Source organism: Kineococcus sp. GCM10028916, assembly GCF_042674865.1.
In the GTDB taxonomy this organism is placed as follows: domain Bacteria; phylum Actinomycetota; class Actinomycetes; order Actinomycetales; family Kineococcaceae; genus Kineococcus.
Map to the genome: position 1 here is coordinate 433,851 of NZ_JBHTFM010000006.1, position 23,007 is coordinate 456,857.

Consider the following 23,007-nt stretch of genomic DNA (forward strand, 5'->3'; position numbering starts at 1 on the left):
CCGGCAGCGCCCGGGGACGGGGCGGGCGGTAGCCTCGCGCCACCAGTTCGCGGCTCGAGGGGAACCAGTGCAACTCGCGCAACGCGCCCAGACCGTCCAGCCGTTCCACGCCCTGGCCTTCGGTGAGCAGGCGGCGGTCCTCGAGGCGCAGGGCCACCACGTGGTGCGGCTCAGCATCGGGGAACCGGACTTCGGGGCCCCGCCGGCCGTGCGCGAGGCCATGCGGCAGGTGATGGACGGCCGTCCTCTCCCCTACACCCCGTCGATGGGTTCTCCCGCGCTGCGGCGGGCGATCGCGGACTTCTACCGGGACCGGCACGGCGTCGAGGTGGACCCCGCGCGGATCGTCGTCACCTCCGGCGCGTCCAGCGCCCTGCTGCTGGTGCTGGCCGCGACGACCGACCCGGGGTCCGAGGTCGTGATGGCCGACCCGTCCTACCCCTGCAACCGGCAGATGGTGGAGACCTTCGGCGGGGTCGTCGTCACGGTGCCCACCACCGCGGCGTCGCGCTACCAGCTCGACCCGGGCGGCGTCGAGCGGGCGTGGACCGAGCGCACCCGCAGCGTCATGGTCGCCACACCGTCCAACCCGACGGGGACGTCGATCCCGTTCGCGCAGTTGACCGAGATCTGCGGGCAGGCGCGGGCCCGGGGGGCCTGGCGGATCGTCGACGAGATCTACCTCGACCTCTCCGACCCCGCACCCGACGGCGCGGCGCCGCGGACGGTGCTCGCGGTCGACCCGGACGCGATCGTCGTCAACAGCTTCTCCAAGTACTTCGGCATGACCGGTTGGCGGCTGGGCTGGGCGGTCCTGCCGGCCGGGCTCGTCCCCGCGGTCGAGAAGCTCGCGATGAACTACTTCCTCTGCGCCTCCGCACCCGCGCAGCAGGCGGCGCTCGCCTGCTTCACCCCGGAGACCCTGGCCCTGTGCGAGGAGCGACGCCTCGAACTCGCGGAACGCCGCCGGATCGTGCTGACCGGACTGGCCGGGATCGGGCTCCCCGTCCCCGTCGAACCCGACGGCGCGTTCTACGTCTACTTCGACGTCAGCGGGACCGGCCTGGGCGCCTGGGAGTTCTGCGAGCAGGCCCTGCAGCGGGCGCACGTCGCGCTGACGCCGGGTCGCGACTTCGGGGAGGCGACCGCCGAGACCCACGTCCGGTTGTCCTACGCCGCCTCGCGCGAAGAACTCCGCGAGGGCATCAGCCGACTGGGACGGTTCCTGGGTCTCCTCGGCGACGCCTCCTGACCACCGGGTCCAGACCCCTGCCGAGGGGCGGGACCGGGAACCGCCGGGGCTGGGTCCCGCGCACCCGACGTCGCCGGGCTGCCGCCTCGCGTTCGGCGAGGAGCAACGCACGCCGCACGGCCCTCCCGGGGTCCGGCGGGGGCGGGATCGTCAGCATCGTTCTCCACAGGTGCGGTCGGGCGTGGTCACCGAACGGTAGGACGACTTCGGCTCTGCCGCAGGCCGAACGCTCCTACGTACCAGCCCGGTCACGGAGGGCGACGAACACCTCTGGAGTGGTGCGCCGCGCGGGGGCACAGCATGCTCGATCCCGTGACGAACCCTGTGATGCTCCCGTGAGGTACCGCGGCGACGCCCGCCTCGACACCGGCAACGTGCAGGACCGCCGCGGCGGCGGGGGCGGGCGGGCCGTCGCCCTCGGCGGTGGTGGGCTGGGGATCGTGGGCGTCCTCGTCCTCGTCCTGTTCCAGGTGCTCGGCGGGCAGGGCGGCTCGACGTCGCAGTTCGGGGGCGTGCTGGACGGGCTCGGGTCGGGCCAGAGCGCCGACGGGTCCGAGCTCGCGGCGTCCTGCCGCACCGGCGAGGACGCGAACCAGAAGGAGGAGTGCGCCCTCGTCGCCGACATCGACTCGATCCAGACGTACTGGGGCGGGGTGCTGGGCGGCAGCTACACCGAGACCGACACCGTGTTCTTCTCCGGGTCCGTCTCGACGGGCTGCGGGGCGGCCTCGTCGGGGACCGGTCCGTTCTACTGCCCGGCCGACCGGCTCGTCTACGTGGACCTGTCCTTCTTCGACGAGCTGCGGACCCGGTTCGGCGCCGAGGGCGGGACGTTCGTGAACGCCTACGTCCTCGCGCACGAGTACGGGCACCACGTGCAGGACCTGCTGGGCACCAGCGACTCCGTCCAGGCCGGGGTGAGCGGGCCGGACAGCGGCAGCGTCCGGCTGGAGCTGCAGGCGGACTGCTACGCGGGGACGTGGGCGAACCACGCGACGACGGTGCCGGACGACTCGGGCGGCCCGCTCATCGAGGAACTCACCGACGACGACATCGCCCGCGCCCTGGACACGGCGGGACGCATCGGCGACGACTTCATCCAGACGAACCTCGGCGACGGCAGCACCGACCCCGGCTCCTACACGCACGGCACCTCGGAGCAGCGGCAACGCTGGTTCACCACGGGGTTCCGGGGTGGGGACCCGGCGCAGTGCGACACGTTCGCCGCGTCGACGCTCTGAGCTGAGGGGCCTCACCCGGGGAGGGCGGCGGCTCCCACGAGGTCCGTCTCCTCGTGCTCGTGTCCGTGTTCGGCGAGGACTCGCACGGTGCCGCCCGCGGGCCGCGGGAAGTCCGCCCAGGCCCGGCTGGGGAAGTCGCGGCGCACCACCGGGGCGACCTCGGTCGCGAAGAGTTCCAACGTCGCCCGCTGCTCGGCGACCGGCAGGCCCTGGCCGTCCACCCCGATCGCGAGGAGTTCGTGACCGAACGCCCCGTGGTAGTTCCCGATCTTGTCGACGACCTGCTCCGGGGATCCGACGAGGTTCGGCCCGCGCTCGACCGCGTCCTCGAGGGAGGTGAACGGGGACCTGTTGTGCGCCGCCGCGGGGGTGGCCATGTACCCCTCCCACAGGGGCCGGAACCGCTCGAGGGCCTCCTGGGAGGTCCTGGCCAGGTGCACGCCCCCCGAACCGGCGCCGACGAGGGCGCGGGCGGGATCGTGACCGTGCTCGGCGAAGCGCTGCCGGTAGTGCGCGATGAGGTCGGCGTACCTGGCCTGCGGGTGGAAGGCGTTGGCCGAGAACAGCGGTTCGCCGAAGCGGGCCGCAAGTTCGGTGGACTCCCGGCTGGACGCCGAACCGTGCCAGACCCGCAGCGGCCCGTCGAGGGGCCGCGGGTAGGTCGTCGCCCCGCGCAGGTCCGGACGGTAGCGCCCCGACCAGTCGACCCCCTCCTCGCGCCACAACCGGTGCAGGAGCTCGTAGTTCTCCCGGTTGCGGTCCCACTGGTCGGCGAGCTCGAACCCGAACAGCTCCGACTGGTGGGCGTCGTTGCCCTTGCCGATGATCATCTCGAACCGCCCGTCGGAGAGGTGGTCGAGGGTGGCGTAGTCCTCCGCGACCCGGACGGGGTCGAGCAGGCTCAGGACGGTCACCGTGGTGAAGAGCCGGATGCTGGACGTCCGGGCCGCCAGGTGGGCCAGCACGACGGTCGGGGCGGAGGACAGGAACTCCGGGGAGTGCCGCTCCCCCACCCCGAAGGCGTCGAGGCCGAGCTGCTCGGTGAACTCCGCGGTCTCGACCACCTCGCGGAAGCGCTGGCGCGGCGAGGTGGACCTCCCACCGGCCGCGTCACCGCTGGTGCCGATGAGGGACATCACGAGGAACTTCACGGGGTGCTCAGATCCTTCTCGAAGGCCAGGGGGCCGATGGTCTCGGGGTCCACCGCGACGTCGAACAGCGGCCGGTAGCCCGTGGTCAGGTACAGGTGCTTCGCCTCGGGCTGGCGCGGTCCGGTCGTGAGGTAGGTGCGGCGGTAGCCCGCCGCGACAGCCCGGCGTTCGAGTTCCACGAGGACCCGGCGGGCGAGTCCCCGCCGACGGTGGTCCGGGTGGGTCCAGATCCGCTTGAGCTCGGCGGTCCGATCGTCGTAACGGCGGTAGGCACCGCCGGCGACGGGATCGCCGTCCTCGAGCAGCAGGAGCAGGACGCCGTGGGGTTCCTCGAACTCGTGCGCCGGGTAGCGCTCGAGCTCCTGCCGGACCTGGTCGGGGGTCCCGCCGTAGCGGGTCCCGTACTCCCGGGCCAGGTCGTCGAACAGCGGACGCGCGAGGTCGTCACGCGGTCCGACGACCCGGACCAGCAGGTCCACGGGTTCGGCGGTCACGACACGTCCTCCAGGGCCCGTCGGCCGGGGATGGCCTCCAGCAGTTCGACCGTGTACGGGTGCCGCGGCGCGGAGAACACCTCCTCGGAGGGGGCGAACTCGACGAGTTCACCCCGGCGCATCACCCCGACCCGGTCGCAGACCTGGCGGACGACGGCCAGGTCGTGGGAGATGAACAGGTAGCTCAGCCCGTGGTCGGCCTGCAACTGCACGAGGAGTTCCAGGATCTGCGCCTGGACGGAGACGTCGAGCGCGGAGACGGGTTCGTCGCACACCACGAACTCCGGCTCCAGCGCGAGGGCCCGCGCGATGGCGACGCGCTGCCGCTGCCCGCCGGAGAGTTCCGCGGGCCGCCGTTCGAGGGCGTCCGCCGGCAACCGCACCTGGTCGAGCAGCTCCACCGCCCGTCGTCGTCGCGAGGTCCCGTTCCCGATGCCGAACGCGCGCAACGGCTCCGCGACGGTCTCCCCCACGGCGACGCGAGGATCGAGCGAGGCGTAGGGGTTCTGGTAGACGAGCTGCATCCGCCGTCGCAGCTCGCGCCAGGCCGAGCCCCGCAGACCGACGGTCGGCCTCCCGTCGAACAGGACCTCGCCCGTCGTGGGACGTTCCAGACCCAGGACGAGGCGGGCGGTGGTGGTCTTGCCGGAGCCGGACTCCCCGACCAGCCCGACCGTCTCACCCCGGCCGACGTCGAAGCTGACGTCGGAGACGGCGGTCTGGGCGTTGCCCCGGCCCGGCAGCGGGAACTCCTTCACCAGGTTCCGCACCCGGACGAGCGGTTCCGCCGGTCGCGGTGCCGGCGGTGCGGTGCGCTCGCGGGGTCGGGCGGTGATCCGGGCGCTGGACAGGCTGGGTGCGCTGGCGAGCAACTGCCGGGTGTAGGCGTGCCGCGGTCGGGTGAGCACCTGGTGGGCGGTCCCGACCTCGACGACCTCGCCCTCGGACATCACCACGACGCGCGTGGCCCGGTCGGCGGCCACCGCCAGGTCGTGGGTGATGAACAGCACGGCGGTGCCGGCCTCGCGGGTGAGGTCCTCGAGGTGGTCGAGGACGTGTCGCTGGACGGTGACGTCGAGGGCGCTGGTGGGTTCGTCGGCGACGAGCAACCGGGGCCCGGCCGCGAGCCCGATCGCGATGAGGACGCGCTGGCGCATCCCGCCGGAGAGTTCGCTCGGGTACTGCCTCGCGCGGAGCGCGGCGTCGGGCAGGCCGGCCGCGGTCAGCAGGTCCACCGCGCGCGCCCGGGCGGCGGCCCCCCTGGCCAGCCCGTGCACGTGCAGCGCCTCGGCGACCTGGTCGCCGATGCGTTTCACGGGGTTCAGCGACAGCGTCGGGTCCTGCGGGACCAGGCCGATGCGCGCGCCGCGGACCCGACGCCAGGCGGTGTCGCTCAGACCCACGAGTTCGTCACCCTCGAGCAGGACGGAACCGGCGTCGACCGACCCGTTGCCCGCCAGCAGCCCCACGACGGCGTGCGCCGTGGTGCTCTTGCCGGACCCGGACTCCCCCACGACCGCGACGACCTCACCGGGGTGGACGTCGAACGAGACGCCGTGCACGACCTCCTTCCTCCCGGCCCGGCCGGTGTAGGAGATCCGGAGGTCCTGCACCTGCAGCAGCGGAGCGTTCACGCGGCGTTTCCCTTCTCCAGGGCCCGGGCGATGCGGTTGGCGGACAGCACGACGGCCGCCACCACCAGACCGGGCAACGTCGTCAGCCACCACGAGGTCGCCAGGTAGTCGCGCCCGCCGGACACGAGCGAACCCCACTCGGGGGCGGGTGGGGGCGCCCCGAACCCCAGGAAGCTCAGCGACGAGACGGCGAGGACAGCGACCCCGAACTCGAGCGCCGACAGCGCCAGGACGGGGCCCGCCGCGTTGGGCAGCACGTGCCGGAAGAGCACACCCGTCGTGCGGACGCCATTGGCCCGGGCCGCCTCGACGTAGACCGCGGAGCTGACCTTCAGCACCTCCGAGCGCATGACCCGGGCGAAGTTCGCGACCGTCCCGATGCCCACGGCGATCGCCACCTTGGTCGTGCCGAAACCCAGCGCGGTGATGAGGGCCATCGACAGCAGCAGCGCCGGGATGGACAGCAGCACGTCCATGACCCGCATGAGCACGTCGTCGACGACACCGCGCACGAAACCCGAGACCAGCCCGACCAGCGTGCCGACGAGGAGCCCGATGAGGACGGCCAGCACCGTCGCCTGCAACGTCAACCGCGCGCCGTGGACGACCCGGGAGAACAGGTCCCGGCCGAGGTGGTCGGTGCCGAACAGGTGGGCCGCGGAGGGTCCCTGCAACCGGTCGGCGGGAACGCCGTCGATCGGGCTCTGCGAGGTGAAGAGGTCCGGGACCACCGCCCAGAGCAGCACCAGCAGGAGGACCAGGCCGGCGAGCACCACGTCGGGACGGCGCAGCCGGCTCGGGACACCGCGCCGGGGTCTGACCGGCCTGCGGTAGCGGACGTCGATGTCGAGGACGTCGAGGACGTCCTCGGGTGCGGGCCGGCTCACGCGCCGGCCCCCACGACGACGCGGTCCGCGCTGCGGTCCCGGCGCTTCGAGGCGCGCGCGGCACCGATCACCCGGATGCGCGGGTCGAGCACCGGGTAGAGGAGGTCGACGACCAGGTTGGTGACCACGAACACCGTCGCGGCCAGCAGGACCAGGCCCTGCACGAGCGGGATGTCCTGACCGTTGACGGCGGTCACCGTCAGCCGCCCGATCCCGACCCGGGAGAACACGGTCTCGACCACGACGGCCCCCGCGAGCAGGTTCCCCACGACGACCCCGCCGATGGTGAGCGCCGGGATGGTGGCGTTGCGGAACGCGTGGCGCAGGTGCACCCGGGCCCGGGACGCACCCTTGGCCCGGGCGGTCTCGACGTACGGTTCGGCCAGGGCCGTCCGCAGACCCCGGGCGAGGACCTGCGCGATGGAGGCCGAGACCGGGATCGCCAGCGTGACGGCCGGCAGGACGAGGCTGGAGACCCCCCGGTTGCCCAGCGCGGGGAAGACCGGGATCCGGAACGAGAACACCTGGATGAGCAGCAGCCCGACCCAGAACGTCGGCAGCGAGACCCCCAGCGGGGGCAGGGCGAGCAGCAGCGTCCGCACCCAGCCCCAGCGCGTCCACGTCGAGAGGAAGGCGATCCCGACCCCCAGGACGAGGGCGACCACGAAGGCCGAGGCGGCGAGCAGGGCCGTCTGCGGCAACGCGTCCGCGATCGACGTCGACACCGGTGCGCCGTTCTGGATCGAGTTCCCGAGGTCCAGGTGCAGCGTGCGCCAGAGCGCGTGGACGTACTGCACGGGCAACGGGTCGTCGAGTCCGTACTCGGCGCGCAACGCCGCCGCCTGGGCGGGGTCGACCGCGGCCTGCTCCCCGCCCTGACCACCGGCGAGCATGATCGAGACCGGGTCGCTCGGGAGCAGGTAGAGGATGACGAACGTCACGGTGAACGCCGCCCACAGGACCAGCACGGCCTGACCGAGACGGCGGCCCACGTAGCCCGCGAGCCCGAGGTTCACGAGGTCTTCCAGGCGTCGTAGAACCACAACCGGGAGGAACCCTCGAACTGCAGGTCGTGCACGTGGTCGCTCGCGGCGATGACGGTGGAGAGTTCGACGAGCGGGATCGAGTGGGCCTGGGTCAGGAGGAGCTTCGACGCCTGGGCCACGAGGTCCGCGCGCTGCGCGGGGTCGGTCGTCGCGGCCTGCCGGGTCAGCAGGTCGTCCACCTCGCTGTGCGCGCGGTGGTTCACGTTGCGCGCCTCGGTGGAGAAGATCGTGCGGGCGACGTCCGGGTCGGAGCGGGTCAGGTTGTAGAAGATCGCGTCGTAGTCGCCGGAGTTCTGCTGGGCCGTCGTCTCGGCCGTCGTGCCCTGCTTCAACTGCAGGTCGATCCCGACCTCGCGCACCTGCTGCTGCACGAGTTCCAGCACCGCCGAGGTGGGCTGCCAGAAGGTGATCGTGAAGGAGAGCTTCTGGCCGTCCTTCGCGCGGATCCCGTCCGCACCCTTCGTCCAGCCGGCCTCGTCGAGGAGGGCGTTGGCCCCGGCGACGTCGTGGGCGAGGACGTCGGAGTCGTCGGGTGCGTCCGGGGTGGACGCCGAGAGCGCCGACGTCACGGCCACGTCACCCGGGTTGAGGATGCTCGCCAGTTGTTCGCGGTCGATGGCCTTGGACAGGGCCTGGCGGACGCGTTCGTCCTGGAAGACCGGCCGCGACTCGTTGGGGAAGAAGTTGTAGGGGATGCCCGGGTTCGCGCGACGTTCGGTCCAGAAACCGCCGCCGTCGAACTGCGGGAGGTCCTGCGCGGAGATCGCCGTCGTCGCGTCGATCTGACCCGACTGCAGCGACCCGGTGCGCACGCTCGCCTCGGGGACCACCTGGTAGGTGATCGTGTCGAGGTAGGCGTCACCACTGTGCTTCGAACCCGTCGGGGCCCAGGCGTACCCGGTGCGCTTCTTCAGCACGACCTCGCTGTCCTTCGTGTACTTCCCGACCACGAAGGGACCGGATCCGACGAGAGTCGTTCCATCGCAACGGGTCGCGGGATCAGCGGTGGTCGTCGCGACGGAGAGCAGACCGAGGCTCATCGTCGACGTCGCCTGCAGGAACTGCGCGCTCGGCTGCGAGAACGTCACGACGGCCGTCCGCGCGTCCGGCGTCTGCGTCCCGGTGTAGCCCGCGAGGTAGGCCGAGGCCAACGACGCCTTCGCCCCGAGCGCGACGATGCCGTCGAGGTTCGCCTTGACCGCCGCGGAGTCGAGCGGCGTCCCGTCGGAGAACGTGGCGCCCTCACGCAGGTGGAACGTGAACGTCCTCGCGTCGGGGCTGACCTCCCAGCTCTGGGCCAGCCACGGCTGGACCTGACCGTCGAGGTCCTGGACCGTGAGGGAGTCGACGAGCTGGCGACCGACGTTCAGGGCGTCGTTGTTGCCGACCTGCTGCGGGTCGATGCACCCGGAGTCGACCTGGATGGCGAAGGTGAGGTTCCCGCCGGCGACGGGCTCACCGTCGGCGGCGGCACTGCCGTCGTCCTGGCTCCCGCCACCGCAGGCGGTGAGGGCGAACAACGCGACGAGGGCGACGGCGGACAAGGGCGTGCGGGTGCGCAAGGGTTCTCCAGGCTGAGGGGTACGTCGACGACACGTCCGGCCTGCGGCGGGGACGCGGGGTGACCGGTACGTTCCCGGTCAGCGGGGGTGCTGGGTCAGCGACAGCCGGTGGAACCGGTGAGGCAGAAGTCGACGATGCGCCTCAGGACGGCGACGTGGGACGTCTTGTTCACTGCGCTCCTCCATCGTTCCTGGCGGAAGCACCCGCGCCCGTTGCCGGGGGGTTGCTGCGACGTCGTCGAGCCAGGTCTCTCAGCCGCTCTGGATGGTGTTCTGCAGGAATCATAGGGACCCCCTGCCGGAATCTCAACCCGGCCGGGCGGGTCGGTGGGAACCCGGGCCGAACGAGCGCCGCCCTCCTGACCTCGGGGGGTCAGGAGGGCGGCGCTCGTCCAGCGGGGATCCGGTCGGGCGGGGGCCTCAGCTCGTCGCGACGGCGTGCGCGGGGAGTTCCGCGCGGACGGTGCGGGCGGCCTCGACGAGGTTGCGCAGCGACTCGGTGGTCTCGGCGTAGCCACGGGTCTTGAGGCCGCAGTCCGGGTTCACCCAGACCTGGCGGGCCGGGACCGCGGCGACGGCGGCGCGCAGCAACCCGACGACCTCCTCGGTCGAGGGAACGCGCGGCGAGTGGATGTCGTAGACCCCCGGCCCGATGCCCCGCGCGAAACCGGCACGCGCGATGTCGCCGAGGACCTCCATGCGCGACCGTGCCGCCTCGATGCTCGTGACGTCCGCGTCGAGGCCGTCGATCGCGTCGATGACCTCGCCGAACTCCGAGTAGCAGAGGTGGGTGTGGATCTGCGTCGCGTCGGCGGCACCGGCCGTCGCCAGGCGGAACGAGTTCACCGACCAGTCCAGGTAGGCGGGCTGGTCCTGGGTGCGCAGGGGCAGCAGCTCGCGCAGAGCGGGTTCGTCGACCTGGACGATCCCGATGCCGGCGGCCTCGAGGTCGCTGACCTCGTCGCGCAGCGCCAGGGCGACCTGGCGGGCGGTGTCGCCCAGCGGCTGGTCGTCGCGGACGAAGGACCAGGCGAGGATCGTCACCGGGCCGGTCAGCATGCCCTTGACGGGCTTCGCCGTGCGCGTCCTCGTGTACCGGCTCCAGGGCACCGTGATCGGCGCCGGGCGCACGACGTCGCCCCAGAGGATGGGCGGGCGCACGCACCGCGACCCGTAGGACTGGACCCAGCCGTGGGCGGTGACGGCGAACCCGTCGAGCTGCTCGGCGAAGTACTGGACCATGTCGTTGCGCTCGGGTTCCCCGTGCACGACGACGTCGAGGCCCAGTTCCTCCTGCAGGTCCACGACGCGGTCGATCTCCGCCTTGAGGAACTCCTCGTAGGCGGCCGTCGCGAGGTCCCCCCGCGTCCAGGCGGCCCGGGCCCTGCGGATCTCGTTCGTCTGCGGGAACGAGCCGATGGTCGTCGTCGGCAGCGCCGGCAGACCCAGTGCCTGTTCCTGGGCGAGGCGGCGCACGGCGTAGTCGCTGCGCCCGAAGGCCTCCGGGGTGAGCGCCGCGAGCCGGTCGCGCACCTCGGGACGGACCACGCCGGGGGCGCCGAGTCGGTCGGCCCGGGCCTGCGCCGACGCGGTCAGTTCTTCCTGCACCGCCGCGGCGTCCCCCAGCGCCTTGCCCAGGACGACGACCTCGGCGACCTTCTGGTCGGCGAAGGCGAGCCAGCCGCGCAGGCGCTCGTCGAGGGTGGTCTCGCGGGTCACGTCGTGCGGGACGTGCAGCAGCGAGGTGGACGTCCCCGCGACGACGTGGGCGGCGGAACCCTCGAGGGTCCGCAGCCGGGCCAGCGCCTCGACGAGGTCGACCCGCCAGACGTTGTGCCCGTCCACGACCCCGCCGACGACCGTCTTGCCGTGCAGCAGTTCCGGACGCGCCGGCGTCGCGCCCCGGACGAGGTCGAGGGCCAGACCCTCGACCGCCGTGGCGGCCAGGGGTTCCAGGAGGTCACCCGGGTCGCCGTAGGGCGTCGCGACCAGCAGGCGCGGACGGCCCTCGAGCGCCGCGAGGCGGTCGTAGGCGCGACGGACGAGGTCGGCGAGACCCTCGACGCCGTTCGTCGCGGAGTCGCTGACCAGCGCCGGTTCGTCCAGCTGCACCCACTCCGCACCCGCTGCCGCGTAGGCGGTCAGCAGTTCCTCGTAGGCGGCCAGCAGGTCGTCGAGCCGGGAGATCGGGGCGAAACCCTCCGGGGCGTCGTCGGCCGCCTTGGCCAGCAGCAGGAACGTCACCGGGCCGACCACGACGGGACGGGTCAGGAACCCGTCGGAGAGCGCCTCGGCGAACTCCCGCACCCCGCGGTCGTCGGCGAACCGGAAGGTCGTCGACGGGGAGATCTCGGGGACGAGGTAGTGGTAGTTGGTGTCGAACCACTTCGTCATCTCCAGCGGGGCGTCCGCACCGCGACCGCGGGCGATCGTGGAGTACCCCACGAGGTCGACGCGGCCGTCCTCGCCCACGACGTCGGCGAAGCGCGGCGGTACGGCGCCGAGGGCGACGGCGGCGTCGAGCACCTGGTCGTAGGCCGAGAACGCGGACGGGATCGACGCGTCGTGCGCCGGCAGGCCGAGGGCGTTCAGGCGGCGGACCGTGGCGGCACGGACCCCGGCCAGGGCGGCCTCGGTGGTGGCGAGGTCGGCGCGACCGGCCCACAGGGCCTCGAGGGCCTTCTTGGCCTCGCGGTCGGCGCCGATGCGCGGGTAGCCGAGGACGGTGGCGGTCCAGGTGGGGAAGTTCTCGGTGCTCACGGGGTGGGACCTCCTACCGCAGCGATGCGGCTCTGGGTGGATCGGGGCAGGTTCAGGTGGTCGAGCAGGTCGAGCGCGGGTTCCGCCGCGTTGAACGTGTAGAGGTGCAGTCCGGGGGCACCGGCGTCGAGCAGTCCCGCCGCGAGTCCCGACGAGAACGCGGTCGACGCCCGGCGGCGCTGGGCGGTGTCGTCGGTGTCGAGCGCCGCGAGCAGCTGCTCCGGGGCCGGGACGCCGGCCAGGTCGCCGATGCGCTGCAGCCGGCGGGCGTCGTCCGTCACGGCGATGCCCGGCAGCAGCGGGATGCTCACCCCGGCGGCGCGCGCCCGGCGCACGAAGGTGGCGTACTCGTCGGCCGAGAACGTCACCTGGCAGATCGCGAAGTGCGCACCGGCGTCCTGCTTGGCGCGCAGGGCCGCCAGTTCCGCGTCGCGACCGCGGGGGAAGGCCGCCACGGCGAGGGTCAGGGGACCCTCGTCGACGGGGACGCGACCGCCCCGCAGCGCGGAGCGCCGCCGGTCGGCGACCTGGAGCAGTTCGACCAGGTCCCGCGCGGTCGCCAGACCGTCGGGGTGCGGGGTCCAGTCCGTGCTCCCGACCGGCGGGTCGCCCCGCAGCGCGAGGACGTTGCGGACGCCGGCGTCGAGGAACTCGCCGGCGATTTCCACGACCTCACGTCGCGAGGACCCCACGCACGTCAGGTGGGCCATCGCCGGCACGGCCGTCGAACCCAGGACGTGGGCCAGCAGCTCCCGACTCGGTCCCTTCGTCGCGCCGGCCGCCCCGAAGGTGACCGAGACGAAGTCGGGGTGCGTGTCGAGGAGATCGGAGAGCCTGCGCCACAGCGACTCCCGCCCGTTCTCGGAACGGGGCGGGAAGAGTTCGAAACTGACGGTGGGCCTCCCGGTCGCGGCGGCGACGAGGGGAGCCAGCGTCATCGCGGCCGGCCCCGGTCCGGAACCGGGTACGCGTCAGGGACATCGGTGGGGCGCATCACGAACTCCATCGGCCTGGCTTTAGCACCCTCGCCCGGGCTCGGGGGGTTGCTGCGGCGTCGTCGAGCCAGGACTCTCGGCCGCTCTGGATGGTGTTCACCGAATGTAGACCGGGGTCGATGCGATCCACAAGTGCTGTTCCGGGGTTCCCCCGAACGGGGGAACCACCCGACACGTGGGGTTCTGGAGGGAGTTCCGACGGGTTCGCGACACGCCGATCTTGCTCAGCGGGGTCCGACGTGGCAACCTCACCGCAGGTCATGAGCGCCAGCGACAAGCCCCGGCTCGCTGGCCGGCAACCCTCCCTCCGCGGCGGGGTGCCCCGGGTGACGACCTGGTCGACGCCGCAGTGGCGCCGGCAAGCGCGGACCTCGCCGGGGTGATCCCGGTCCTCCCGGCAGGGTCCAGTTCCTCCAGGAGACTCTCGTGACGCTCAGCACCCTCTCCCCCCTCCGATGCCCGGCGCCCGTCGCGCCGCTGCTGCCCGTGGTCGGCAGGGACACCCGCGTCCCGCTCGCCCAGGGCGGGTCGACCACCTACGCGAACCTGGACAACGCCGCGAGCGCGCCCGCCCTCGTCTCGGTCGCCACCCGCGTCGCCCAGGTCCTCCCCCACTACGCCAGCGTCCACCGCGGCGCCGGGTACCTCTCGCGCGTCTCCACCGCCCTGTTCGAGCAGGCCCGGGCCGAGGTCGGGACCTTCCTGGGGGCGCGCCCCGACGACGTCGTCGTCTTCACCCGGAGCACGACCGACGCGCTCGACCTGCTCGCCCGGGCCGTCCCGCAGGGCTCCAGGGTCCTGGTGGCCGACGTCGAGCACCACGCGAACCTGTTGTCCTGGCAGCGCTCAGCCCTGACCACGGTCCTGCGCGGCGGGTCGGACGCGGAGGAGACCGCGACGCTGCTGGAGGCCGAGCTCGCCCGCGGCGGGTACGCGCTGCTGGCCGTCGCCGGTGCCTCCAACGTGACCGGTGAGGTCCTGCCGCTGCGCCGGCTGGCCCGGGCCGCGCACGCGGCCGGCGCCCGCATCGCCGTCGACGGGGCGCAGCTGCTCCCCCACCGCAGGGTGGACCTCGGTCGCGACGGGATCGACTGGATCGCGCTGTCCGGGCACAAGCTCTACGCCCCCTACGGGGCGGGCGCGCTCGTCGGTCGTCGCGACTGGCTCGACGCCGCCGATCCCTACCTCGCGGGTGGGGGCGCCACCCTCGACGTGCGCCACGACGCGGTGCGGTGGGCCACCGGGCCCGACCGCCACGAGGCGGGTTCCCCGAACGTGCTCGGCGCCGTCGCCCTCGCCCAGGCCTGCAGCACGCTCGCGACGCTGGCCCCCGGAGCGCTCGAGGCGCACGAGGAGGCGTTGCGCGAACGGCTCGTCGGCGGGCTGACGGCCCTGACGGGCGTCGAGGTCGTGCGCCCGCACCCCGACGACGCCGTGGGGGTCGTGACCTTCACCGTCCCCGGTCGCTCGGTCTCCGAGGTCGCGGCCTTCCTCTCGGCCGAGCACGGGATCGGTGTGCGCGACGGACGGTTCTGCGCCCACCGGTTCGCCGACTCCCTCGGTCTGGCCGACGGCGGGCTGAGGGTCTCCACCGGGGTCGGGACGGGATCGGCCGAGGTCGAACGGCTGCTGGCCGCGGTCGAGCAGTTCGTCGGTGCCGGGCCGGAGCTCGAGTACGGGATCGTCGAGGGGCACTGGGGTCCCACGACCGACGCTCGCCCGGAACCCGCGTCCTTCCTGCCCGCGCCCGGCGCCGGCGCGGACCTGGGGTGACCTCGTCCCCGACGCCTCAGCCCGCAGGGACGACGGCCTCGCGCGATCGCCGGGGCCGACCGCACGAACCGAGGAGACACGACGTGAGCGACACCACCGCAGCACCCCAGGCACCGCTCGTCGACGCCGAGACCGCCGGACGCGCCGTCGCCGCCGGTGCGCTGTTCGTCGACGTCCGCAGCGACGCCGGGCGGGCCGCCGCCGGCGACCTGCCGCAGGCCGTCGTCGTGGCCAAGACCGAGGTGGCGGAGAAGTTCGCCCTCGGTTCCGACACCGCGCTGGCGGAACTCACCGGGAAGGACCAGGAGATCGTCGTGATCTGCGGTTCTCCCGCGGGCTCCGGCCCCGTCACCGCCGAACTGCTGGCGGCCGGCTTCACCGACGTCGTGCAGGTCGACGGCGGGTTCCCGGCCTGGAAGGCCGCGGGGCTGACCGTGGGCGAACCGGCTCAGACCTGATCCACCCCGGTCGACATCCACCCCGGTCGACGGGGCGGGACGTCAGGGCATCGGCTCGCTGCTGGGCCGGGACCCGTCGCCGATCCCGCCACGTTCGGCCTCGGCGAAGAGCGCGCGCAGCTCCCCCTCGAACTGCGGCCAGCTCAGCTCGCCGGGGGCCGGCTCGTCGTCGAGCGGCGACCAGGCGTACCCCCACTGCCCCTGCCCCGCGATGGCCAGTCCGGCCACGATCGACGACACCCAGTGCGCCAACAGTTCTCGTACCCGGTCACGCATGGTCGCCTCCTCGTCGATCGGTGGAGAGCACTGTGACACAGACGACGGCTGCCGTACCCACCACTCAGGAGATTTCCATGCCGACCCCCTTCCACGTGTTCCTCGACGTCGACGGCGGCGGGTGGCACCCCGCGGCCTGGCGTCGCTCCCGGGTCTCCCCCGACGCCGTGTTCTCCCCCGCGCGGCTGAAGGAGTTCGCCGTCACCGCGCAGGCCCAGGGCCTCACGGGACTCACCTTCGAGGACTCCACGCTGCCGGATCCCCGCAATCCCCGCGGGCACCTGGACGCGGTGCAGCGGGCGGCCTTCCTCGCCGGGACCACCGACACGATCGGTCTGCTACCGGTCGCCGCGACCACCTACTCCGAACCGTTCCACGTGGCGGCGCAGATCGCGTCGCTGGACCACTCCAGCGCCGGCCGCGCCGGCTGGATCGCGACGACGTCCACCCCCGCCGTGGCCCGGACGGTGGACCTCCCCGTGCTCGACGACCCGCAGGCGGAACTCACCGACGTGGTCGGGGCCGTGCGGAGGTTGTGGGACTCCTGGGAGGACGACGCGGTGGTCCGCGACGTCGCCACGGGACGCTACGTCGACCGCGACCGGTTGCACCACGTCGACGTCGTCGCCACCAACTTCTCGGTCAAGGGCCCGCTCACCGTGCCCCGTCCCCCGCAGGGGCAGCCGGTCGTGGCCGCCCACGAACGCGACCTCCTCGACCCGGGCGTGGTCGACGTCGTCCTCACGGGCAGCGAGCGGACCCGGCGCAGCGCCGGTGGTCCGCTGGTCGTGCTCGAGGTCGAGTTCGCCCTCGACACCGCGGCCGCCTCGGGTGCGCAGCGGGTCGAGGCGCTCGACGCCGACGCCCCGGCTCCTGCACGGGACCGGCTGCGCTGGACGGGGTCCGGTGAGGGCTTCGCGCGGTACCTCTCCGGTCTCGCGGGTTCCGTCGACGGTGTCCGGCTGCACGCCGCCGTCCTCGACGAGGACCTCCGCACGCTGCTGCGCACCACCTTCCCCGCCCTGCGCGTCGCCCGGCTGCTGCAACCGCCCGCCGCCGGTGCGACGTTGCGCACCACCCTCGGCCGTCCCCGGCCGGTCAACCAGTTCGCGACGGCCTGAGGAGTCCCGTGACCGACCTGCGCTACCCGAACGCCGTCGTCCACTTCGGCGTCTTCTTCCAGGGCGTCAACCACAGCACCATCTGGTCGGACCCCCGCAGCGGTTCCCAGATGCACCACTCGACCTTCACGCAGTTGATCCGGACCGCCGAACGCGGACTGTTCGACGCGTTCTTCCTCGGCGAGGGCCTCCGCCTGCGCGAACAGCGGGGCAGGATCCACGACCTCGACGTCGTCGGGCGACCCGACGCGTTGACCGAACTCGCCACGCTGGCGGGTCTGACCGACCGCATCGGTCTGGTCGCCACCCAGAACACCACCTACAACGACCCCGCCGACCTGGCCCGCCGCCTCGCGTCCCTGGACGTCCTCTCCGGTGGTCGCGCCGCGTGGAACGTCGTCACGACGGACAACGCCTGGACCGGGGCGAACTTCCGCCGGGGCGGCTACCTCGACCACGCCGACCGCTACGAGCGGGCCGAACGCTTCGTGGACCTGGCCCGACGGGTCTGGGACAGCTGGGACGGGTCGGAGTTCGCCCCCGTGGACTCCGACGACCGCTTCTTCGACGTCGAGATCGCCCCCACCGTCCCCCGCAGCCCGCAGGGTCATCCCGTGATCTTCCAGGCGGGCGACTCACCCACCGGCCGCGACTTCGCCGCCCGCTCGGCCGACGTGATCTTCTCCGCACACGGGAGCGACCGCCACGACGCGCTGGCGTTCGCCGACGACATCCGCCGCCGCGTCGTGGCGGCGGGTCGCCCCGAGGACGACGTCCTCACCTTCCCGGGGACCCAGATCGTCGTCGCCGACACCGAGGGCGAGGTGGAGGAGAAGGCCCGTTGGGTCCTGGAGCAGCAGGTGACCCCCGCGACCGCGCTCTCGCTGGTGGGTCAGGTGTGGGGCGAGGACCTGTCGGGCCACGACCCCGACGGCCCGTTGCCCGCGCACGATCCCGTCATCGCGGACATCGACGGGACCCGGGGCGCCGCGCGACAGGGTCACGACCCCCGGGCGATCGCCCAGGAGTGGCGCCGGGTGGCGGAGGAGAACAAGTTCTCGCTGCGCGAACTCGTGCTGCACACCTCGACCCGGCGCGGTTTCGCCGGTACGGCCTCGCAGTTGGCCGACGAGCTGACCCTCTGGGTGCGCAGCGGCGCCAGCAGCGGGTTCAACATCACGCCGTTCCTCGTCCCCGGCGGCCTGGACGACATCGTGGACCAGCTCGTCCCGGCCCTGCAGGAACGGGGCGCCTATCCGACCGCGTACGTCGGGACCACGCTGCGCGAGCACCTGGGTCTGCGACCTCCGCTCACGCGTCGCCGCTGAGGAGCCCGCCGAGGTAGCGGGCGATGGCGCCGGGACCCGACACGGGGGCGACGGCCTCGACCGCGGGGTTGTAGTTGGTGTTGGTGTTGATGTCGTAGGTGACCGTCCGCCCGTCCGCCGTCTCGAGGAACTCGATGCCGGCGATCTCGACGCCGGCCGTCCGCAGCAGTTCCTCGTAGCGGCGGACGAGCGGGTGGTCTCCGGTGATCTCCGTCCGCAGCGCGAACGGGACCACGCCCGGCACCTCGCACGCGTCGGCGGGGCACAGTTCGAAGCTGCCCGCGGAGGTGTCCACGCGCACCGCGTAGACGAAGCGCCCGCCCACGAACTCGGCCCGGGTGACGAACGGTTCGGCCGAGCGGAGGAACTCCTGGAGCAGGGTGATCCCGTCGACCGGTTCCTCGAACTCCGGCGAGGCGACGTGGGCGTCGAAGTCCTCGTGGGAGTCGAAGCGCCGGACGCCGAGGCCCTTGCCGCCCTGGTTGTGCTTGGTGATGAACGGCACCGGTAGTTCCCGGGAGCGTGCCGCCAGGTCCCCGCGGCCGAAGACGGCCACGGTCCGGGGTACGTCGAACCCGTTGCGGCGCAACAGCGCGTGCTGGGCGACCTTGCTCACCTCGAGCTCGACGACGTGGGTCCCCCCGACGACCCGGCGGCCCCAGCCCTCGAGCCAGGCGAAGAGGGCCCGGGTGAACTCCTTGGTCTGCCCGTGACCGCGGGTGTGCGCGGACGCACTGAGCCGCGACCAGTAGACGCCCGGCGCCGGTTCGGCGTCGAGGTCCAGGGACCCGTCGGTCAGCAGGACCTCCTCGAAGGGGACGCCCTCGGCGCGCAGGGCGGCCTCGAAGGGCGGGAACCACTCGGGGTTCTCGTGCACCACGTGGACGCGCGGCTCGGTGGGGATGGTCATGCTCTTCCTCCTGGGTTCGTGAAGAGTTTGGCAACGGGTCTCCTCGTGCGATAGTTTCACACCGTCCATCCAGAGCGACCGAGAGACCTGGCTCGTCGACGTCGCAGCAACCCCCTGAACCTTCGGGCGCGGGTGCTTCCGCCAGGACCGATGGGAGTTCGCGCCGTGAAGGTACCCGAGAAGCGCTTCACACGTCGTCGCCACGTCGACCTCGGTCGACTGCAGTCCGCGGTGTGCGCGGGATCCTGATCCCCCGTCCGCTGCGGTGATCCCGCGGACGGAACCCGGCGTCGTCGTCGACGTGATCATTGGAGTTCCCCTGTGCCCTTCTCCATCCCCATCCCCACCCCCACCCGCGTCCGCAGCCTGTGCGTCGTCGGCGCGGGTCCTCGCACCCTCGTCCTGCTGCAACGCCTCGGTGCGCACGTCGGCCCCGAGGACCTCGACGTGCACGTCGTCGATCCCTTCGACTCCGGCGCCGGTCGCACCTGGCGGGAGGCCCAGGACCCCCTGCTGTGGATGAACTCCCGGGCCGCCGACATCACGGTGCTCCCGGACGACTCCGTCACCGGGCTGACCGGACCCGTCACCCGGGGGCCGTCGCTGGCGGACTGGATCCAGGAGAACCGGGCCGGACTGGTCCACGACGCCGCGGCCGCCGGTGAGGACCTGCTGCGCGAGGAGGTCCTGCGCAGCGGGCCGGGTTCCTTCGTCTCCCGCCGGCTCGCGAGCCGCTACCTCGGTGCGGCGTGGCGACGCACGCTCGACGGCCTGCCCCCGAACCTGCGGGTCCACCGCCACGCCCGCACGGTCCTCGACGTCCTCGACGGGGACGACGCGGACGACGCGGACGACGGACGTCAGCGGGTGCAGCTCGCCGGCCTCGGGGAACCGCTGACCGTCGACGTCGTGCTGCTCGTCCAGGGACACCTGGACGTCCGCCCGGGTCCCCGCGAGCGGAAGCTGGAGACGTTCGCCCGCAGCCACGGTCTCGCCTACGTCCGTCCCGGCTACACGACCGACCAGGACCTGGACGTGCTGCGCCCGGGCGCCGACGTCGTCGTCGTGGGGATGGGTCTCGCCTTCGTCGACCTGGTGGTGCTGCTCACCGAGGGCCGCGGGGGCCGGTTCGAGGAACTCCCCGACGGCCACCTCCGGTACCACCCCAGCGGAGCGGAACCGCGCCTCTTCGCCGGTTCGCGTCGGGGGGTTCCCTACCGCTCGAAGATCGGGTACCCGGCGCCGACGGGCCTGGGTCTGCCCCACCACTACAGCGCGAGGGTCGTCGAGGAGCGGTTCGGGAGCGCGGAACTCGACCTGCGCTCGGACCTCTGGCCGTTGATCGTCAAGGAGATGGCCGGGGCGCACTACCGGGAACTGTTCCGCACCCACCGGGAACGGACCGTCCTGGCGCCCGCCGAGTTCGACGCCCGCTTCGCCCGGTCGCCCTGGGGCAGCGCGGAACTGGACCACCTGGTGGAACGCGCCGTACCCGACCCGCGCGACCGGTTCGACGTGACCGCACTGGACCGGCCGCTCGAGGGCTGGTGGGGGACGTCGGGGGACGAGGTCCACGAACGCGTCCTGCGCCACCTCGAGGACGACCGGGAACGACGGGCCGACCCGGCGCACTCCCCGGACGCGGCCGTCCTGGCCGCGCTGCTGTCCGCGTACGTGGTGACCCTCGGCCTGCACTCCGCGGGCCGGTTGAACGCACGATCCACGGCGCTCGACCTCGACGGCTGGTGGCACGGGTTCTTCAGCTACGTGGCCAGCGGTCCCCCGCCGGAGCGGTTGCGGCAGATGTCGGCCCTGGCCCGCGCGGGGGTCCTGAGGTTCCTCGGGGCCGACGTGCACGTCGAGCCGGACCCGGAGGCCGGCGTGTTCGTCGCCTCCTCGGCCAGTGGTCCGCACGAGGTGCGGGCACGGGGTCTCGTCGAGGCCCGGTTGCCGGTGCCGGACCTGGAGCGGACCTCCGACGTCCTGCTCACCCGGTTGCGCGAGCGCGGTGAGGTCCGGGCCCACGAACTGGTGGACGGCGAGGTGCGGTGGTCCAACGGGCGCCTCGTCGTCGACGGAGGCGGACGCCTGGTGCAGACGGACGACTCCGTCCACCCCCGCCGTTTCGCGACCGGCGCCTGGGTGGCCGGTGAGGCGGCTGCCGCTGCCTTCGCCCGACCACGATCGAACGCCGAACTCTTCCGACGCAGCGACCGCCTGGCCGCGGAACTGCTCCGTGCTGCGGGTTCCGTCCCGACCGCACGACGACCTGTCGAGATCCGCAGCGAACTCCCTGGAGAACGAGGACGATGAGCGAGACCACCCGACCGACCCGGGCACCGGCGCCCGTGCTGACCGTTCCGCCCGCGGTCAGGGTCCTGCCCGCCCGTCACCCCTGGCGCTGGGTCGCCACCGCCGTCGTGGCGGTGCTCGCCGCGATGGCGGTCCACGCGCTGGTCGCGAACCCCGTCTGGGAGTGGCCCACGGTGGGTCGGTTCCTGTTCTCCGCCACGATCCTGCGATCGCTGTGGTTCACGGTGGAGCTGACGCTCGTGGGGACGGCGATCGGCCTGGTCCTGGGGACCGTGCTGGCCCTCATGCGCATGTCCGACAACCCGCTGCTCACCGGGGTCAGCTTCACCTACATCAGCGTCTTCCGCTCGGTGCCGCTGATCCTGCAACTGCTCTTCTGGTACAACCTCGCGATCCTCTACGAGCGGATCGGCGTCGGGATCCCGTTCGGCCCGCAGTTCTGGTCGATCGGGACCCAGGACCTCATCGGCCCGGTGACCGCCGCCTGCCTCGGGCTCGGGTTGCACCAGGCCGCGTACTTCGCCGAGATCGTCCGGTCCGGGTTCCTCGCCGTCGACCCCGGTCAGCGGGAGGCCGCGGCCGCGCTGGGGATCCCCCAGGGGCGGCAGTTCTGGCGGATCCAGTTGCCGCAGGCGTTGCGCATCATCGTCCCCACCACCGGGAACGAGATCATCGGGCTGCTCAAGGGGACCTCGGTCGTCTACGTCATGGCGCTGCCCGAGCTCTTCTACCAGGTGCAGGTCGTGTACTCCCGGACCGGCAGGGTCATCCCGCTGCTCGTGGTGGCCGCGGTCTGGTACTTCGTCCTGACCAGTGCCCTCTCGGTGCTGCAGTGGTTCGTGGAACGCCACTACGGACGGGGCAGTTCCCGCTCGCAGGACGACCTCCCCCTGGTGGTGCTCGTCCGCCTCGTCCGCGGTGCCCGCGCCCGCCGCCTGGAGGCCTCGCGATGAGCACGTCCACCCCGCCCCGTCCCGTCGTCCGGCTCGAGGGGGTCCACAAGCGGTTCGGCGCGCTCGAGGTGCTGCGCGGCGTCGACCTCTCCGTCGCCGCCGGCACCGTCACCGTGGTGCTCGGTGCGTCCGGGTCCGGCAAGTCGACGCTGCTGCGGACCATCAACCACCTGGAGAAGGTGGACTCGGGCATCGTCGAGGTCAACGGTGAACTGATCGGCTACGAGCGGGCCGGGAACCACCTGCGCGAACTCCACGAGCGCGAGGTGCTGCGCCGGCGTTCGCACATCGGGTTCGTCTTCCAGCACTTCAACCTCTTCCCGCACCTGACGGTGCTGGAGAACGTCGTGGAGGCGCCGGTCTCGGCCCAGAAGCGCCGCCGGTCCGCCGTCGAGGTCGAGGCCCGGGCCCTCCTCGCCCGCGTCGGACTCGCCGACAAGGCCGACGAGTACCCCCGGCGGTTGTCCGGCGGTCAGCAGCAGCGGGTCGCGATCGCCCGTGCTCTGGCCCTCGAACCCTCCCTGGTGCTGTTCGACGAACCGACGTCGGCCCTCGACCCCGAACTCGTCGGCGAGGTCCTCGACGTCATCCGCGACCTGGCGGCCTCGGGAACCACGATGGTCGTGGTCACCCACGAGATCGGTTTCGCCCGCGAGGTCGCCGACCGCGTGCTGTTCATGCACGACGGCGTCGTCCTCGAGGAGGGAACTCCCACCGAGGTGTTCGACCACCCCCGTCACGAACGGACCCGTTCCTTCCTCGCGAAGGTCCTCTGACCACCCCGTCCCACCCCGTCCCACCCCGTCCCACCCCGTCCCACCCCGTCCCACCCCGTCCCACCCCGTCCCACCCC

At 72.7% G+C, this 23,007-nt stretch carries 19 protein-coding genes and 4 riboswitches; of the genes, 9 read left to right on the top strand and 10 right to left on the bottom strand.

Features of this window, described 5'->3' with window-relative positions; translation table 11 throughout:
* Positions 1-67 precede the first annotated feature (67 nt).
* Positions 68-1,252: an aminotransferase class I/II-fold pyridoxal phosphate-dependent enzyme gene (locus ACFQ46_RS09235; protein ID WP_380259201.1), complete on the top strand. Its 1,185-nt coding sequence runs from the start codon at positions 68-70 to the stop codon at positions 1,250-1,252.
* Between the two features lie 335 nt (positions 1,253-1,587).
* Positions 1,588-2,493 carry a neutral zinc metallopeptidase gene (locus ACFQ46_RS09240; RefSeq protein ID WP_380259202.1) on the top strand — a complete coding sequence of 302 codons (906 nt, stop codon included), beginning with the start codon at positions 1,588-1,590 and terminating at the stop codon, positions 2,491-2,493.
* An 11-nt stretch (positions 2,494-2,504) separates the two neighbouring features.
* Here ACFQ46_RS09240 and ACFQ46_RS09245 read toward each other — a convergent pair whose 3' ends face one another.
* The 8 genes from ACFQ46_RS09245 to ACFQ46_RS09280 all read right to left on the bottom strand — a co-directional run bounded on the left by ACFQ46_RS09245 (position 2,505) and on the right by ACFQ46_RS09280 (position 12,965).
* Positions 2,505-3,644 carry an LLM class flavin-dependent oxidoreductase gene (locus ACFQ46_RS09245; RefSeq protein WP_380259203.1) on the bottom strand — a complete coding sequence of 380 codons (1,140 nt, stop codon included), beginning with the start codon at positions 3,642-3,644 and terminating at the stop codon, positions 2,505-2,507.
* Positions 3,641-4,138 carry a GNAT family N-acetyltransferase gene (locus ACFQ46_RS09250; protein WP_380259204.1) on the bottom strand — a complete coding sequence of 166 codons (498 nt, stop codon included), beginning with the start codon at positions 4,136-4,138 and terminating at the stop codon, positions 3,641-3,643. Before ACFQ46_RS09250 ends, ACFQ46_RS09245 begins: the two co-directional genes overlap by 4 nt.
* The gene (locus tag ACFQ46_RS09255; protein ID WP_380259205.1) at positions 4,135-5,772 is read right to left on the bottom strand and encodes a dipeptide ABC transporter ATP-binding protein; all 1,638 of its coding nucleotides are present in this window, start codon (positions 5,770-5,772) and stop codon (positions 4,135-4,137) included. Before ACFQ46_RS09255 ends, ACFQ46_RS09250 begins: the two co-directional genes overlap by 4 nt.
* Complete coding sequence (locus ACFQ46_RS09260) at positions 5,769-6,617, bottom strand: ABC transporter permease (protein WP_380259239.1); 849 nt, start codon at positions 6,615-6,617, stop codon at positions 5,769-5,771. Before ACFQ46_RS09260 ends, ACFQ46_RS09255 begins: the two co-directional genes overlap by 4 nt.
* A gap of 38 nt (positions 6,618-6,655) precedes the next feature.
* Positions 6,656-7,675: an ABC transporter permease gene (locus ACFQ46_RS09265; protein WP_380259206.1), complete on the bottom strand. Its 1,020-nt coding sequence runs from the start codon at positions 7,673-7,675 to the stop codon at positions 6,656-6,658.
* Positions 7,672-9,267 (bottom strand): ABC transporter substrate-binding protein, encoded by a 1,596-nt coding sequence (locus ACFQ46_RS09270; protein ID WP_380259207.1) that lies wholly within the window; start codon positions 9,265-9,267, stop codon positions 7,672-7,674. The genes ACFQ46_RS09265 and ACFQ46_RS09270 overlap by 4 nt, the downstream gene beginning before the upstream one ends.
* A gap of 179 nt (positions 9,268-9,446) precedes the next feature.
* Positions 9,447-9,539, bottom strand: a riboswitch (SAM riboswitch).
* Positions 9,540-9,687: 148 nt separating this feature from the next.
* On the bottom strand, positions 9,688-12,027 hold the full coding sequence (metE, locus tag ACFQ46_RS09275; RefSeq protein ID WP_380259208.1) for a 5-methyltetrahydropteroyltriglutamate--homocysteine S-methyltransferase: 2,340 nt from the start codon (positions 12,025-12,027) through the stop codon (positions 9,688-9,690).
* A complete protein-coding gene (locus tag ACFQ46_RS09280) occupies positions 12,024-12,965 on the bottom strand; it encodes a methylenetetrahydrofolate reductase (protein ID WP_380259209.1) in 942 nt (313 codons plus the stop codon). Before ACFQ46_RS09280 ends, metE begins: the two co-directional genes overlap by 4 nt.
* A gap of 61 nt (positions 12,966-13,026) precedes the next feature.
* Positions 13,027-13,118, bottom strand: a riboswitch (SAM riboswitch).
* Between the two features lie 160 nt (positions 13,119-13,278).
* Positions 13,279-13,393: riboswitch (SAM riboswitch) on the top strand.
* 55 nt (positions 13,394-13,448) lie between these two features.
* On the opposite strand from ACFQ46_RS09280, the gene ACFQ46_RS09285 reads away from it, so the two are divergent.
* A complete protein-coding gene (locus tag ACFQ46_RS09285; protein ID WP_380259210.1) occupies positions 13,449-14,795 on the top strand; it encodes an aminotransferase class V-fold PLP-dependent enzyme in 1,347 nt (448 codons plus the stop codon).
* An 83-nt stretch (positions 14,796-14,878) separates the two neighbouring features.
* Entirely contained in the window at positions 14,879-15,253 is a 375-nt protein-coding gene (locus tag ACFQ46_RS09290) for a rhodanese-like domain-containing protein (protein ID WP_380259211.1), read from the top strand.
* Between the two features lie 42 nt (positions 15,254-15,295).
* Here ACFQ46_RS09290 and ACFQ46_RS09295 read toward each other — a convergent pair whose 3' ends face one another.
* On the bottom strand, positions 15,296-15,529 hold the full coding sequence (locus tag ACFQ46_RS09295) for a hypothetical protein (protein WP_328292737.1): 234 nt from the start codon (positions 15,527-15,529) through the stop codon (positions 15,296-15,298).
* Positions 15,530-15,606: 77 nt separating this feature from the next.
* On the opposite strand from ACFQ46_RS09295, the gene ACFQ46_RS09300 reads away from it, so the two are divergent.
* Together ACFQ46_RS09300 and ACFQ46_RS09305 are read left to right on the top strand one after the other, a co-directional pair.
* A complete protein-coding gene (locus ACFQ46_RS09300; protein ID WP_380259212.1) occupies positions 15,607-16,650 on the top strand; it encodes an LLM class flavin-dependent oxidoreductase in 1,044 nt (347 codons plus the stop codon).
* 8 nt (positions 16,651-16,658) lie between these two features.
* Positions 16,659-17,978, top strand: coding sequence for an NtaA/DmoA family FMN-dependent monooxygenase (locus tag ACFQ46_RS09305; RefSeq protein WP_380259213.1), 1,320 nt, complete (start codon positions 16,659-16,661; stop codon positions 17,976-17,978).
* Here ACFQ46_RS09305 and ACFQ46_RS09310 read toward each other — a convergent pair.
* On the bottom strand, positions 17,962-18,888 hold the full coding sequence (locus tag ACFQ46_RS09310) for a RimK family alpha-L-glutamate ligase (protein ID WP_380259214.1): 927 nt from the start codon (positions 18,886-18,888) through the stop codon (positions 17,962-17,964). The two genes, ACFQ46_RS09305 and ACFQ46_RS09310, sit on opposite strands and share 17 nt — an antisense overlap.
* Positions 18,889-18,950: 62 nt before the next feature.
* Positions 18,951-19,045, top strand: a riboswitch (SAM riboswitch).
* A 164-nt stretch (positions 19,046-19,209) separates the two neighbouring features.
* On the opposite strand from ACFQ46_RS09310, the gene ACFQ46_RS09315 reads away from it, so the two are divergent.
* The 3 genes from ACFQ46_RS09315 to ACFQ46_RS09325 are packed head-to-tail and all read left to right on the top strand — an operon-like array spanning position 19,210 to position 22,930.
* Complete coding sequence (locus ACFQ46_RS09315; protein WP_380259215.1) at positions 19,210-21,201, top strand: FAD/NAD(P)-binding protein; 1,992 nt, start codon at positions 19,210-19,212, stop codon at positions 21,199-21,201.
* Positions 21,198-22,154: an amino acid ABC transporter permease gene (locus ACFQ46_RS09320; protein WP_380259216.1), complete on the top strand. Its 957-nt coding sequence runs from the start codon at positions 21,198-21,200 to the stop codon at positions 22,152-22,154. The genes ACFQ46_RS09315 and ACFQ46_RS09320 overlap by 4 nt, the downstream gene beginning before the upstream one ends.
* Entirely contained in the window at positions 22,151-22,930 is a 780-nt protein-coding gene (locus ACFQ46_RS09325) for an amino acid ABC transporter ATP-binding protein (RefSeq protein WP_380259217.1), read from the top strand. Before ACFQ46_RS09320 ends, ACFQ46_RS09325 begins: the two co-directional genes overlap by 4 nt.
* Positions 22,931-23,007: the final 77 nt, after the last annotated feature.

Bases quoted from the DNA above. Each gene is read 5' to 3' on its own strand.
- ACFQ46_RS09280 (WP_380259209.1), bottom strand. From the start codon at position 12,965: ATGACGCTGGCTCCCCTCGTCGCCGCCGCGACCGGGAGGCCCACCGTC.
- ACFQ46_RS09295 (WP_328292737.1), bottom strand. From the start codon at position 15,529: ATGCGTGACCGGGTACGAGAACTGTTGGCGCACTGGGTGTCGTCGATC.
- ACFQ46_RS09300 (WP_380259212.1), top strand. From the start codon at position 15,607: ATGCCGACCCCCTTCCACGTGTTCCTCGACGTCGACGGCGGCGGGTGG.
- ACFQ46_RS09310 (WP_380259214.1), bottom strand. From the start codon at position 18,888: ATGACCATCCCCACCGAGCCGCGCGTCCACGTGGTGCACGAGAACCCC.
- ACFQ46_RS09320 (WP_380259216.1), top strand. From the start codon at position 21,198: ATGAGCGAGACCACCCGACCGACCCGGGCACCGGCGCCCGTGCTGACC.
- ACFQ46_RS09325 (WP_380259217.1), top strand. From the start codon at position 22,151: ATGAGCACGTCCACCCCGCCCCGTCCCGTCGTCCGGCTCGAGGGGGTC.